Source organism: Paenibacillus agaridevorans (assembly GCF_003112455.1).
In the GTDB taxonomy this organism is placed as follows: domain Bacteria; phylum Bacillota; class Bacilli; order Paenibacillales; family Paenibacillaceae; genus Pristimantibacillus; species Pristimantibacillus agaridevorans.
In genome coordinates, this window is sequence record NZ_BDQX01000084.1 from 17538 (window position 1) to 30683 (window position 13146).

13 protein-coding genes are annotated in these 13146 nt (G+C 48.8%); 7 read left to right on the plus strand and 6 right to left on the minus strand.

Annotated features, from left to right (window positions below; translation table 11 throughout):
• Window positions 1-237: 237 nt before the first annotated feature.
• The 5 genes from PAT3040_RS08930 to PAT3040_RS08950 all read left to right on the plus strand — a co-directional run bounded on the left by PAT3040_RS08930 (window position 238) and on the right by PAT3040_RS08950 (window position 5716).
• Entirely contained in the window at window positions 238-1143 is a 906-nt protein-coding gene (locus PAT3040_RS08930; protein ID WP_087568501.1) for an ABC transporter permease, read from the plus strand.
• 51 nt (window positions 1144-1194) lie between these two features.
• Window positions 1195-2067, plus strand: a complete 873-nt coding sequence (locus PAT3040_RS08935; protein ID WP_087568307.1) for a carbohydrate ABC transporter permease — start codon at window positions 1195-1197, stop codon at window positions 2065-2067.
• Window positions 2068-2137: 70 nt separating this feature from the next.
• Window positions 2138-3703 (plus strand): extracellular solute-binding protein, encoded by a 1566-nt coding sequence (locus PAT3040_RS08940; RefSeq protein ID WP_108992342.1) that lies wholly within the window; start codon window positions 2138-2140, stop codon window positions 3701-3703.
• Window positions 3704-3744: 41 nt separating this feature from the next.
• Complete coding sequence (locus PAT3040_RS08945) at window positions 3745-4689, plus strand: MTP-1 family protein (RefSeq protein ID WP_258234905.1); 945 nt, start codon at window positions 3745-3747, stop codon at window positions 4687-4689.
• A gap of 25 nt (window positions 4690-4714) precedes the next feature.
• Window positions 4715-5716: a glycoside hydrolase family 130 protein gene (locus PAT3040_RS08950; RefSeq protein ID WP_108992344.1), complete on the plus strand. Its 1002-nt coding sequence runs from the start codon at window positions 4715-4717 to the stop codon at window positions 5714-5716.
• A 50-nt stretch (window positions 5717-5766) separates the two neighbouring features.
• Here the strand turns inward: PAT3040_RS08950 and PAT3040_RS08955 are convergent, their stop codons facing one another.
• The 3 genes from PAT3040_RS08955 to PAT3040_RS08965 form a co-directional block, all read right to left on the minus strand.
• Window positions 5767-6708: a stalk domain-containing protein gene (locus PAT3040_RS08955; RefSeq protein WP_108992345.1), complete on the minus strand. Its 942-nt coding sequence runs from the start codon at window positions 6706-6708 to the stop codon at window positions 5767-5769.
• A gap of 145 nt (window positions 6709-6853) precedes the next feature.
• The gene (locus PAT3040_RS08960; protein ID WP_108992346.1) at window positions 6854-7840 is read right to left on the minus strand and encodes a hypothetical protein; all 987 of its coding nucleotides are present in this window, start codon (window positions 7838-7840) and stop codon (window positions 6854-6856) included.
• Window positions 7830-8408: a sigma-70 family RNA polymerase sigma factor gene (locus PAT3040_RS08965; RefSeq protein ID WP_087568313.1), complete on the minus strand. Its 579-nt coding sequence runs from the start codon at window positions 8406-8408 to the stop codon at window positions 7830-7832. The genes PAT3040_RS08960 and PAT3040_RS08965 overlap by 11 nt, the downstream gene beginning before the upstream one ends.
• Before the next feature lie 207 nt (window positions 8409-8615).
• Here PAT3040_RS08965 and PAT3040_RS08970 point away from each other — a divergent pair, with 207 nt between their 5' ends.
• Both PAT3040_RS08970 and PAT3040_RS08975 read left to right on the plus strand, forming a co-directional pair.
• Window positions 8616-9515, plus strand: coding sequence for an aminoglycoside phosphotransferase family protein (locus PAT3040_RS08970; RefSeq protein WP_108992347.1), 900 nt, complete (start codon window positions 8616-8618; stop codon window positions 9513-9515).
• Window positions 9516-9862: 347 nt separating this feature from the next.
• Window positions 9863-10624 carry a DUF3800 domain-containing protein gene (locus tag PAT3040_RS08975; protein ID WP_087568315.1) on the plus strand — a complete coding sequence of 254 codons (762 nt, stop codon included), beginning with the start codon at window positions 9863-9865 and terminating at the stop codon, window positions 10622-10624.
• A 550-nt stretch (window positions 10625-11174) separates the two neighbouring features.
• Here the strand turns inward: PAT3040_RS08975 and PAT3040_RS08980 are convergent.
• The 3 genes from PAT3040_RS08980 to PAT3040_RS08990 all read right to left on the minus strand — a co-directional run.
• Complete coding sequence (locus PAT3040_RS08980) at window positions 11175-11648, minus strand: hypothetical protein (protein ID WP_108992348.1); 474 nt, start codon at window positions 11646-11648, stop codon at window positions 11175-11177.
• Window positions 11649-11884: 236 nt separating this feature from the next.
• Entirely contained in the window at window positions 11885-12577 is a 693-nt protein-coding gene (locus PAT3040_RS08985) for a histidine phosphatase family protein (protein ID WP_108992349.1), read from the minus strand.
• Window positions 12578-12648: 71 nt separating this feature from the next.
• Window positions 12649-13146 (minus strand): RICIN domain-containing protein (locus tag PAT3040_RS08990; protein ID WP_146200388.1); only part of this gene is annotated, 498 nt, incomplete at its 5' end.

Sequence of the window (13146 nt, forward strand, 5' to 3'; positions counted from 1 at the left end):
CCATTCCAGATAGCTGGTGTAATCTAACCAATATAGAATAATCCCGCTTAAAAAGATACTTCATTCCTTATAAATGATGGTCATTTCGGATATTTGAAAGCCTATGTCCGAATAGTGAAAGCGAAATCCGGTATTTAAAATTGGCAGCTCCCGCACTCTGATATAGAGTTAATGCAACGCTCACAAAACTTATAGGAGGATACGAAATTGGAAAAAAGACAGCGACAGACATTCGGCATGTTTATGGATATCCGCAAGAACGGAACGTCTTACTTGCTGGTCCTCCCGGCGATGGTTTATACATTTATTTTCGGGTACATGACTTATCCGTATATGATCATTGCTTTTCAACGATTTAATTATACAAAGGGGATTTTCAATAGCGAATGGGTGGGGCTGCAGAACTTCGAGTTTTTCTTTCGCTCCTACAAAGCCGTCACAGTCACCTTTAATACCATTTTCCTGAATTTGCTCTTTATTGCCTTTGGTACGCTAACGGCTCTTGTGATTGCGCTCGTGCTGAACGAGCTACGCAAGAAGCTGTTCGTCAAGATCAGCCAATCGGTCATGCTTTTCCCGCATTTCATCTCCTGGATCGTCGTCAGCTATGTGCTGTATGCCTTCTTCTCCATGGATATGGGACTTATCAATAAATTGTTGAATATGCTCGGAATCGCCTCTGTCAACTGGTACACGGAGCCGGAGGTTTGGCCTGCCATCCTCACTGCGATGAACGTATGGAAGGGTGCGGGCATGAGCGCCGTCATCTATCTGGCTACCATTACCGGCATCGACGAAACCTTGTATGAAGCGGCCGAGATCGATGGGGCCAATCGATGGCAGATGTGCTTGCGCATCACCCTTCCTCTCATGATGCCGACTGTCATCATTCTAACATTGCTTTCGATTGGAAAAATTATGTATGGGGACTTCGGCATGATCTATGCCTTGATCGGCGACAACGGCACCTTGTATTCGACCACGGACATTATCGATACGTATGTCTTCCGCTCGTTGCGTCAGATCGGCGACCCTTCCGAAGCGATGGCCGTCGGGCTGTTCCAGTCCGTCATCGGGTTCATCCTCGTCTTCGGCACGAACGCGATTACCCGCAAATTTTTCAGAGACGGCGCTTTGTATTAAGATCCCGCATCGGCAGGCATCTGCCGCGGCGAGGTTTCAGGAGGATTAGTCATGAAGAAGTTTTCCCTTAGCAAGACGGTGATGTATGCGCTGATCTCGATCTATTCGGCAATCTGCTTTATTCCGATGCTGCTTGTGCTGATGATATCGATCACGGACGAGGATGCCGTATTAAAGAACGGCTACAGTCTTTTCCCGGAGAAGTTTTCCTTATATGCCTATAAACTGATCTTTACGGGCGGCTCTCAGGTGATGCAGAGCTACACCATCTCCATCTTTGTCACGGTCGTCGGCACGCTTCTGGCCATACTGGTAACGTCGATGGCCGGCTATACGCTGGCGAACAAACATGTAAAGTACCGGAATCTGCTGGCGCTTTACTTTTTTATCACCATGATTTTCTCCGCCGGGATCGTGCCCTGGTATATGATGAACCGCATGCTCGGTCTGACCGACAATATTCTGGCGCTGATTATTCCGTCGCTGCTGTTTAGTCCGTTTAACCTGTTCCTGGTGCGCAACTTCATGAATGGCGTGCCCGATTCGCTTCGAGAGTCGGCGACCATTGACGGGGCCAACGATATTACAATCGCGTTCCGGATCTATCTTCCGCTGTGCACGCCCGTTCTGGCGACGATCGCGCTCTTTTACGGACTGGACTACTGGAACAACTGGTGGAATGCGATCATGCTGATCGACGACCAGGATTTGTACCCGCTGCAATTTATGCTTCTGCAGCTGCAATCGGAGATCAGCATGCTTAACGAGATGACGATGCTGGCTGGGACAAGCGATATGACGCTGCCATCGGAATCGGTCAAGATGGCGACGGCGATCGTAACGATCGGTCCGATCGTTTTCCTCTATCCGTATTTGCAGAAGTACTTCGTGAAAGGCCTGGTCATCGGTTCGGTCAAAGGCTGATGGCTAAAGACGGATATATTCCCTTAGGGGTTTATATAAATAAAATCTCGATACAAGGAGGTCAATTTTTATGAAAAAGCATCACGCGTTTGTATTAACAGCAGTGCTTGCCCTTTCGACATTGGTGGGATGCGGCAAGGCATCCGATCCGGAGGCCACGGCCAATACCGGCGGCAACTCTTCCGAGCCGCAGTCGGAAAATAACGAGAAGGCTGCCGAGACGGTCAAAATCAAATATTTGGTTCCCGGCACAGAGCCGAAAGACTACAAGGAAGTGTACCAAAAGGTCAATGAGAAGCTGGCTGCGGACGGTGTCGGCGTTGAGGTGGAGAAGGTCTATATCCCGTGGGATGCATGGGATCAGAAGCTCAACCTGATGTTGTCTACCGGCGAAGAATTCGATCTGTTCCACGTCATGCAGGACCGTACGCCGTTCTCCAGCTACTATAATCGCGGCGCGCTTGCGGATATCTCGGATGCGATCGACAAGTATGGAGAGAATCTGAAGAAATCCATCCCGGACGATATTCTCGACGGCGCCAAAATTAATGGAAACTATTATGTCGTACCTTCTTATTGGGTTGAAATGGCAAGCGAAGGCCAGTTCAATATTCGTCGCGACATTCTCCGCGAGAACAATCTTGAAGAGCCAAAGACTCCGGAAGAATTGATCAGCGCTTGGGAAGTTGTCATGAAGAACTGGAAGGGAAGCAACAAGCCTTATCTGGGCACCCGGGCGGACTTCGACCCCATCTTCTTGCATACGTCTATGCTGCACCGGACTTATGATACCTTCCCATTTACAGTGAAGGATAAATTCTTTTACGTGAATCAGAACGGCGAGATCAAGTCCTGGATCGAGACCGAGGAATTCAAGAAGGATGCCTCCTTCATGCGCGAACTGTACACGAAGGGAATTACGAATCCGGATATTCTGGTCATGAAGCAGGAGCAGGTCGATGCCCAGCTCGACAGCGGCGAATGGTTCGTCCGCCTGGGAACCGGCGGAAGCCTGAACGGACTTAAGAAATACAATCCGGAAGCCACTGTAGACGATATCGGCGTGGTATGGTTCAACCCGGAGAAAGAATATATGCGCCCGCTCACCTTCAAAAACGGGAATGCCGTGCCGGTGAACAGCAAAAATCCGGAAGCGGCCGTCAAATTTATGGATTGGATGCTGGCAAGCCAAGAAAATTATGATCTGGTTCAATATGGCATCGAGGGCGAGCATTACACCAAGGACGGCGAGAAAGGCTTTAAGCCGATCCGGGATCCGGAGAACAATAACAATTCGAGATACAGAGGATCCGATTCGCAAAACGGCAACGTAAACTTCATGCGTTTTGACCTGGAGACAAGCATTCCCGACAACAACAAGGTTCTGTTTGAGCCAAATCTGAATGCCATTAACAGTATCGCGGCGAACTTCGTTTTCGACCCGACAAATGTGAGAACCGAGTACACCAACATTTTGTCCGAAGCTTCCGCGAGCATTACTCCGATTTATATGGGCGTGCAGGAATACGACAAGGCCTTCCCGGCCGCGCTGGAGAAAATGAAGAAAGCCGGTCTGGAAAAAGTCATGGCCGAATACCAGCTGCAATTCGAGGCCTATCAGGCTTCTCAAAAGTAAGCGAGCCGAAAACAAACCGGAAGGCGTTGAGAAAGTTGACCTTGAAGCAGCAAAGACTAGCATTTGAAGCGGCAAAAAACATCTACGAAAGCGCGACATTGGTCTTTCATGGCGTAGACGGGTTTGATGTTTACAATATTTCGATTCCTTTTGAACGTGACGGAAAACGTTACCTGTTCGGACGGCTTGAACGTCGGAAGGAGTGGGCCCGCTCTTGGGTCCGCCTCTTCGAGGAGACGGGACAAGATGAATGGACCGTGGTAAAAGACAGCATGATCTATACGCTGGAGGATCCTTACATCAGCGAGATCGGCGGTGAGCTTGTACTGGGCGGGACTCATGTGCAATACGAGAGAGGGAAGTACAGCACGTTTTTCGGCTATTTCTTCCGGGGCGCCAATCTCCACGATTTGTACTACTTCACGACCGGACCTAACAAAATGAAGGATATTCGCCTTGTTCCGCTCTCGGACGGCAAGATCGGCGTCTTCTCGCGTCCGCGGAACGCCGACATGAGAAGCAAATACGGCAGCGAATCCATGATCGGCTTTACGGTCATCGACAATTTGGATGAGCTGACAGCGGACGTCATCGAAAATGCGCCTTACATTCACGGCATTTTCGGAGAGGGCGAATGGGGCGGCGTCAATCAGGCTTACCTGCTCGACAGCGGCAAAATCGGCGTCATCGGCCACATTTGTTACCGAGACCAGGACGAAAATGACGGGGAATTGCGGGTTTATCTAAACATGGCCTTCGTCTTTGATCCCATTACCCGGGAATCCTCGGATCTTCATCTGATCGGAAGTCGTCCCTGCTACCCGCCGGGCCCGGCCAAAATGCCATATTTGGTCGACTGCGTCTTTGCCTCGGGCATTGTGATGCGTCCGGACGGCAAGGCGGATCTGTACAGCGGCATTGGCGATTGCCAGGCTGGGCGTATTACGATCGACTATCCGTTCGCAAGACATGGTCGTCTTGTTTAGAAGAGATAGAGGAGGAAATTAATCGATGCAAACCAAGATGATCGGAGCGCTGGCGTCGAGCCCGCTCATTACCCGTCATCCGGCCAATCCCGTGCTGGACGCGGCACGCGTGCCTTATCCCACCGCGCTTGTCTTCAATGCGGGAGTAGCCAAGATGAACGGCCGCTACGTCATGGTATTCCGCAACGACTACGGCTCGTTGGAAAATAAGACGATTGAACCGTCTCATACGACGGATCTCGGCATCGCCTTCAGCGACGACGGCATTAACTGGACGGCGGGACCGAAGCCGATCTTCAAGATGCGCGACGAGGAGATCGTGCGCGCCTACGATCCGCGTCTTACGGTCATCGACGGACGATGTTATATGTGCTTCGCCGTCGATACAAAACACGGCATTCGGGGCGGCGTCGCGGTGACGGACGACTTCGAATCCTTTGAAGTATTGAGCTTGTCGACGCCGGATTTGCGCAACATGGTGCTGTTTCCGGAGCGAATCGGCGGCAACTACGTCCGGCTGGAGCGACCGTTCACGGTATACAGTCGCGGCGGAGCCGACCGGTTCGACACCTGGATCTCGGAGTCGCCGGATCTGGTTTATTGGGGCCGCTCCGAGCTGCTGCTGGCGGTGGAGCAGGTGCCGTTCGCCAATGACAAGATCGGCCCGGCCGCGCCGCCCGTTAAGACGGATAAGGGTTGGCTCACCACGTTCCATGCGGTGGATATCGATCCCGCCAGAGGAAAAAACGGCTGGGAGCCGACCTGGAAGAAGCGGTATACGGCCGGCATTATGTTGCTCGATCTCGACAATCCGAAGAAGATCCTCGGCATGAGCTCATCGCCGTTGCTGGCGCCCGAAGCGCCGTACGAGACGGATGGAGGTTTCCGTAACGACGTCATTTTCCCAGGCGGCATGGTGCTGGAGGAGGATGGAGAAGTAAAAATCTATTACGGAGCCGCCGACACGGTGGAATGCCTCGCTACCGCCCATGTGGACGACCTGATCAGACTCTGTCTGGAAGGTTAAAACCAAAGAGCAGCTCCTTCCCCTGAACGGGAAGGGCTGCTCTTTGGCAGTCATGGAGACCACAGCGCGAGCTTTTGGCCAAATGTCCTCTCGATTAATTGAACAGGAACCTGGAGCTCCATCGAATCTCCGATATATGCGCCTATAGGATCTTCTAGCGGCATGCCGTTCCATATCGCTTCATTGCCCCAGCTTCGGACAACCAAGGACTCGTCCTCGCGTTTAAAAACCGCCTCGCTTTTCTCCTCGTTCCATGACAGAGTTGCACGAATCTCCTCCGCTATGTACGACGCGGGAAATCTCGTAACGTTATAAGCTTCGATCTCTTTAACCGATGAGACCCCATCCATCGCCTCGCCGGGAATCTCGAAGCTCACGGTCGAGCCCGTAACCGGATGAGGAAAGCGGAAGATCAGCTTGTCCAGCAACAACGACTTCGACTCGCGGAGCGACGTTACCGAATGATACATATTGGCCAGATCAGCCTCTTCCGCCGGCCGCTCCATATTTACGACTAGATCGAATGGCAGTCCTGTCGTACCGTAATGAGGCACTTCCCCCTGAATGGAAGCATAATCATATTCGGCGACCTTGCAACAAGAGAAGTCGATGTCGATAGAACGGGCGTATTCGGTCTGCACGGTCTGCAACAGCGACTCCGCTTCTTGCTTCGCCTGCTTCTTCCATAGCGTCGTAGCGTAGTCATCCGATAATCCTTTCTCGCGATTCTTACTGACATACACGTAGAATTGCAGCGAAGGATCCGAGGCAGGCTGTACGGTCGCGACAAGCGGCTCGATGTTGTCCCAGAGGTAACGAGTGCTCACCACCTTCATGGACTCATCGTAGGTTTGCGCCAAGTAACGTTCCGTCCGCTGCTCGAATCGGAACTTCTGATAGAAACCGTTTTGGAATTCCACATACAGCAGGATAGGCACCAGCACGATCGCGGCGATTCCGATTACGACTATTTTGCCAAAATTACGTTTCATGAAGGTTCTCCTTTAGCATTAGGCCGTGGTTATACCCTCATTAGACGGGGCAAGGCCGCGTTTTGTTGCCTCAGGCTGCAATGCCGGCCTCCGAAAAAAAGGGACTTCCCTTTTCAGGAAACCCCTAATTGCTTATTATTTACCTTTATTGAAGGCTTGAAGCCACCTCGACCAACCGTTCCTTTGTCATACTGGCCGAATCCGACTCCACATGATGGACAATCGTTTCGCCTTCCTTCTCTTCCATCCACATGATTCCTTGCAGCACATTGCTCTCTCCGAACAGCGATTGATCATTTTGGGTGTAATGCGCCTTGTATCCGTCTAAATCCAGCTCTTCGTATACGGTTGAAGGCGAGGTTAAAGCTTCCGTCTTTATGGAAGCATCGCTAATAATCTGCCAGGTATAGTACAGAGCCTCGTCATTGACATCCCTGTAGACCGAAGTGTAGTACGACTCCGGACCTTCGGAGGACGGCTCCGTCAAGCGCCACAGGGGTCCTTCGCCATTCGTAGCATTATGTTCGGCTATCATTTCATTCATACGATCCATGGCATCCAATCCCATAAGAACATGGAACGGACTTTTCAAGGACCCTGCCTTCAGGGTGTAGGCGCCTCCAAGCAGGGAGTCCGGCAACGTTTCCGTCACGCCTTTTTCCTCCAATACGGCCCGCCACTCCAGGGCACCGGCAATCCAATCCGGACTTGTGACTCCGATAGGCAATGGAGCCCCACGGTACTCCGAGAAAACCTCCGGCAGATAAACAACAGCCGTAGTACCCGGCGCCAGCTCATCTTGTACCGCTTTTAACGACGCCCGGGCATGATCCAACACTTCGGGGCTAATTGTCAGGGCCTCATTCGATTGCATACGAATGGAATATTTGCCTAGCGAGTCCGAAAACAGCAGCTGCGTGCCCGCATAACCGAATCCGCTCAGAACCGCTATAACAGCAGCAATAATAGCAACCCTGGATAAACCTCGTTTGTTTTTCATATGTTTATTTCTCCTTCCGTCCATCGCCATCCGTCCATAATCGGCCATGATTCGCTCATCCAGCGAAGGAGGGCATTGCAGCTCGGCCTGATCGCGCTTGAACGCCTCCGTTAACTTCCGTTCAATAGACATAGCCATTCCTCTCCTTTCCCCCCTGGATCTCCTCGAATCGACGGCGCAACTGCTTCAGGGCGTGATGATGTCTCGATTTGACCGTTCCCAAGGGGATGTCCAACAGCTCCGCAATCTCTTCCAGCGAACAGTCCTGGTAGTACCTGAGAACAAGAATCTCCCTTGCTTTATGGGATAGAATTCCCAGAAGCGGCTCAAGCTCCATTCGGTCGCCTACAGCGGACAACCGCGCTTCGGCCCGGCCGTCCCAGGACTGCCCCGCTAACGTTTGCAGCTTCTCCGCAATTCGAAAAATTCTCCAGCTCTTTCTTTTCCAATTACGCACTTGCCTGACAATCAATCCATTAAACCATGCTGTAAAAGGCTGCTCCGATCGATACTTGTCCGCGCTTCTCATCAACTCGATATAAACCTCGCTCATGATGTCCCCCACATCTTCCTTGCGGGGAGAGAGATAATGAATCAGCCTGTAAGCATGATTGCGCGTCGCTTCGTATACCGTACGAAATGCCTCCTCGTCGCCCCGGCTCATCCGGATAAGCCATGGGCTCCAATCAATATCCTTCATAGGACCGGCCTCCATTCAGGTGTTACATTATATATTGGTCCGTTTTGGATAAAAGGTTCATTGCTGCAGAAAAAGTTACTTTGATCTTAGATCATATTGAAGAAGCCGGGGGTAAGTTTTTTTATAACCGTTGTATCCTTGGAGAGTCTAAACGCTGTTGCTTATAATAAAGGTGCTAATCAGTGAAATTTAGGGGGAATCCGGAAGATGGATATTACCGTTCAATTGGTAGGCGAACTTATAGACAACCAGTTTCCTCAATGGAAGCATCACAGCATTACTCCGGTCGATAAAAGCGGACATGACAATCGCACCTTCCGTCTGGGCAGCGAGATGACCGTCAGGCTTCCAAGCCATAAACGGTACGCTTCGGCTGTCGAGAAAGAGATGATATGGCTGCCTGTCTTCAAGCCTCTGCTGTCCTTGCCGATCCCCGCGCCCGTTGCGAAAGGAGAACCTTCGAAAGAGTATCCATTTGCTTGGTCCGTCAACCGATGGATTGAAGGCGAAACTGTCACTCATGGCAATATCCGCAGCCAAAACCAATTGGCCGAGGATCTTGCGCGATTTCTGCTCGAGTTGCAGGCCATAGACGCAAGCAAAGGGATCCCCGCGGGCGTTCAAAACTTTCATCGCGGAGGAAACCTCAGAATCTACCATGACGAAACGTTATCCGCCATCGCTAAGCTCGCCGGTTCATACGATCGGAAGTTGTTGTCGGACATATGGGAGCTCTCCCTCTCTACACGATATCAATCTGCTCCGGTATGGTTGCATGGCGATATCGCCGTAGGCAACTTGCTCGTCCAGGAGGGAAGCTTGAGCGGCGTTATCGATTTTGGAACCATGGGAGTGGGAGACCCGTCGAGCGACCTCGTCATGGCTTGGACATTTTTCGACGATGACAGCCGCGCTGTCTTTCTGGAGCACATGAACGTTGACGAAGCTATGATTAATCGGGCACGGGGCTGGGCTTTATGGAAGGCTCTCATTACCTATGTCGGGAACGAGAGGGGCTCGGAGCTCTCGGTGTGGGGGCAACACGTGATAGATGTTATTATCGCGGAGTATAAACAGCGGTGTCAACTTCGTCATTCAGAAGACTGACCCTATAAATCGAAGCAGCGACAGCCAAAGGACGGGAAAATAAAGTCCTGGACTGTCGCTATTTTATTGAAACTAACGTTCTTACGATAGCTTAACGATCTTTCTACTGGCGCTTTATTGATTCAGTCAAGATATCTCAAGTGGTTGGAACAAGAAAGGCATTCCGTTCATAGGTGAACGAGCACCTGTTGACTTTCTTCGCACAAATCCTAGAATGCATTTTTTGCCGATACCTATGGTATGGTTCACCGTGACCATAATGGCAAAGCAAAATCTTGTTTTCATCTCACAATCTCCGCATTATTTGGTATAATTAGTCCATTATTGATTTGAAAGTAGGCGTTCTAGTGACTTTATATGGATTTTATACAGATGAGTCTGGAAATAATGGTTTTGGCGATTTAAGAAACCAGCCAGTCCTTTGTTATGCGGGAATATTAGTCCCCATTCACTATCAAATATTTTTACATAATGAGGTTCAGAAAATAAAAGACAATTTAGAAAAAGATATAAAAGCTAAAATTCATGGCATTCCAGTCGACCAGTTTTCAACTATCGACTTTTTCAAGAAGTTCGAGATCCACGGAAAAGCATTTATTGATGGGGAAGACTTCTATTATAATTTATCGGATGTGGAGCGGTTCAAAGTCGTTAACGATTTGCTGTCTTTGGCTAATACTACTGACGTAAAGATTGTAGCAGCAATAACTAATAAACAACTCTATCAAACCAATACGGGAGATACTAATCATAATCGGATGCATATTCATTCCTACACGGAGCTTGTTAAATGTATCTCATCCGAATTAGGTAATTCTGATTCCTATGCTTTTATAATTTGCGACGACGGTAAACCAAGCGAAATAAATAATTTCTGTGACGCTTTAAGTAATCCCGCAAACACAAGGGTATATCCAGACCTTCAGGTAAAACTGTCACATGACAAAAATTGCAATTTGATACAACTGGCTGATATGATAAATTTCATCACTTCAATCCACTTCCGCGACGTTTATGGTTTTCCAGCAAGAAAGAGACACCAATCACAAATTCTTGATTTCTATTCAAGACATCTGAACCATAAAATAATCAAATGGGAATACAAATAGGAAGAGGAGTTCGCACACAACGTGCGAACTCCTCTCTTTGGTCGTACACAACGTGCGACCTATTACCATAGTATCCATAAACCGGGTCAAGTATGCTATAAAAATTTAAGACATTCCGTTCATAGGTCAAACCCAACGTTTGAGCTACAAACGGAATGTCTTAAGTACTGATTTAGTCGTACACAACGTGCGAGCAAATCCGTAGCTTTATTATGGTATCATTCGAGATTTTTGTCAAGATCATATAACAACACATTGTAAACGATGTCGTTGTTCTTGATACGAACCTATCCGACTAGAGACGAGTTTAAGCTAATAACGAACTTCCACAAATGCCAAGCGATCGTTATTTTTAATATAAAAACTTGTAGCCGTTACTACCACCTGATTGCAAGAACGGATTTGCGAATCACCGTATACCTACACAATCGTTTGCTGCTAACGAGATCGATCTTCTGCTCAAGCTTCTGACTTACAAAGTTTGAACGCTTCTAGCTGCAATGTTGCGATCCGATACATCGCTCGTTAATTGCTCTCTGGTATCAAACCATCAGTCTATGTCGTATAACTTCCAGCCATCACTAGTTTTTGTTAAAGCAAACGATAATAATACATCATTCATGAAAGTAACCGTCACAACTTCGTTTTTCTCATCCCCGTGCCCGTAATCTAATTTTTTACGTTCATATTCCTTGGAACTATCATTCCACAATTCGTACACTCGCTCGTCAAAATCAAGATCCTTATGCACAGTTGATTTAATCAATTCTTCATTTCTTGTCTGAACGGCGAAAATATGATTCTGAATTACCTCGACTACCTCATCGGTTATTTGATCATCGATTTTCATTTTTGAATCCACAGATTCACTTTCTTCCTCCCCCTCCTTCACTTCGTTATTCTCACGGTTATCGGTTACGTTAGCTTCATTTTGTGAGGACGAGCTAATCGGTTTATTGTCACCACTCTGGCAGGCTGACATAAATAAAGCCATCAACATCAAAAGGATAAAAATCCTTTTCATAATACCACTCCTTTTCTTCCACTTATATCCAATATATAGACGTGTATGATTTCGTTTTGTTGCGCTATTCTGCCCGAGGGAGCTTAATAAAAAAATCACCCTTGCGGGTGATTCGATAGTTCGGTTTGCTATATTTCGGCCATATAACGTCTCACCTGTCCGTTAGAATTTGATTCTTGAGCAAAACCGGCTAATAGTGTCTCGTGTGTCGTTTAGAATCCGCTCCAGTCCATATGTTATACATTAGCCTTTAGGCCCGACGTCGATACGCGTAGTCCGACCTTATGAAGATGAGAGACCTGGCCTAGACCGGTGCAACGCGGAACGGCCCAATGCGGACTTCTTTCCTCCAATAGAATGGTCGTCACCGAACTTGGAGGGAGCCAAAAGCCGGACCAAACAAGCGGGAACGGAAGCTCTAACAAATGCGATAGCCATGTAAGTCCGAAGCCCATGTGGCAAAAGACGGCAAGCGTTTCTTCGTTCGAAGCGTCGATTCGATAGCGCCCGCCTTCCCTTGAGTAACCGTGCCGCCGCAAAAAATCGTCGGAATCCCGTTTGATGGTATTGTAAGGATCAATGAAGTGCTTGTAAGGCGTTTGCCCCGGCCAAATCGAATGATCTGGATACGGAAAGCCGGCACGCACCTTTTCACCTGGAATGTCCCATGCTGCCACAGACTCGTCTCTTTCGCCGGAAGCTTGCCAGCTTAATTCTCGGGTCCATGGCTCAATGACCGGTTCAATGTTAAGTAAATCAGCAGTATATTGCATGGTATGGACAGCACGATTAATCGGCGAGGAATAGATGCGGTTGATATCCATACTCTGCAAATGATTAGCAAGCGCTTGAGCTTCCAGATGTCCTGCCTCCGTAATGGTGTCATTAGGATAATCAGGCTCAGCATGACGAATTAATAAAATTTTCATATCTCTCTCCTACATTCATTATCATGGAAATAAATAATTGACTGGGTATTGGCGGGTTCCCATCTGTACGATCATGTGCGTTTCAGAATAAAGTTGAGGCCGTTTACGCTTCCGGAATTGAACCACATCAGGATATTGGCACCTGGCGAAACCGAACTGGAGGCAATGTCCAGGAATAAACCGCTACCAGCATTGATCAGGTTATATTTTGTCCCGTTCTGGACGATCCACCAACGCTGTGCCGCTGTATCGTTGCTTTCGTTCTGGGCAACCGGATTGCTAAGAACATTGACGCCGTTCTTATTCTCCATGACCTTTCCGGTGAGGAAATTGGTGATTTTGTAAGATCCGTCGCTTTGCCGCTGGAACAGGAATATCTGCTCCTTGGCGTTGACCGTTCCTTTTGCGGCAGTTTTGAACTGCGTGCCGTTGTTCGAATCGGCTATGCTAATATTGGTTGCGTTGGTGTTGTTCGTGATGAAATAATACGCGTCTAGTATTTTCACAGGAACGATCGGCTTCCATACGGCGTACAAGGTGGCGCTGGAGTCTGCTGTATAGGCCTGTTT

What these genes read in the sequence shown, in the direction of transcription:
- PAT3040_RS08930 (WP_087568501.1), top strand. Translation starts at nt 238, where the DNA reads ATGTTTATGGATATCCGCAAGAACGGAACGTCTTACTTGCTGGTCCTC.
- PAT3040_RS08935 (WP_087568307.1), top strand. Translation starts at nt 1,195, where the DNA reads ATGAAGAAGTTTTCCCTTAGCAAGACGGTGATGTATGCGCTGATCTCG.
- PAT3040_RS08940 (WP_108992342.1), top strand. Translation starts at nt 2,138, where the DNA reads ATGAAAAAGCATCACGCGTTTGTATTAACAGCAGTGCTTGCCCTTTCG.
- PAT3040_RS08950 (WP_108992344.1), top strand. Translation starts at nt 4,715, where the DNA reads ATGCAAACCAAGATGATCGGAGCGCTGGCGTCGAGCCCGCTCATTACC.
- PAT3040_RS08955 (WP_108992345.1), bottom strand. Translation starts at nt 6,708, where the DNA reads ATGAAACGTAATTTTGGCAAAATAGTCGTAATCGGAATCGCCGCGATC.
- PAT3040_RS08960 (WP_108992346.1), bottom strand. Translation starts at nt 7,840, where the DNA reads ATGTCTATTGAACGGAAGTTAACGGAGGCGTTCAAGCGCGATCAGGCC.
- PAT3040_RS08965 (WP_087568313.1), bottom strand. Translation starts at nt 8,408, where the DNA reads ATGAAGGATATTGATTGGAGCCCATGGCTTATCCGGATGAGCCGGGGC.
- PAT3040_RS08970 (WP_108992347.1), top strand. Translation starts at nt 8,616, where the DNA reads ATGGATATTACCGTTCAATTGGTAGGCGAACTTATAGACAACCAGTTT.
- PAT3040_RS08980 (WP_108992348.1), bottom strand. Translation starts at nt 11,648, where the DNA reads ATGAAAAGGATTTTTATCCTTTTGATGTTGATGGCTTTATTTATGTCA.
- PAT3040_RS08985 (WP_108992349.1), bottom strand. Translation starts at nt 12,577, where the DNA reads ATGAAAATTTTATTAATTCGTCATGCTGAGCCTGATTATCCTAATGAC.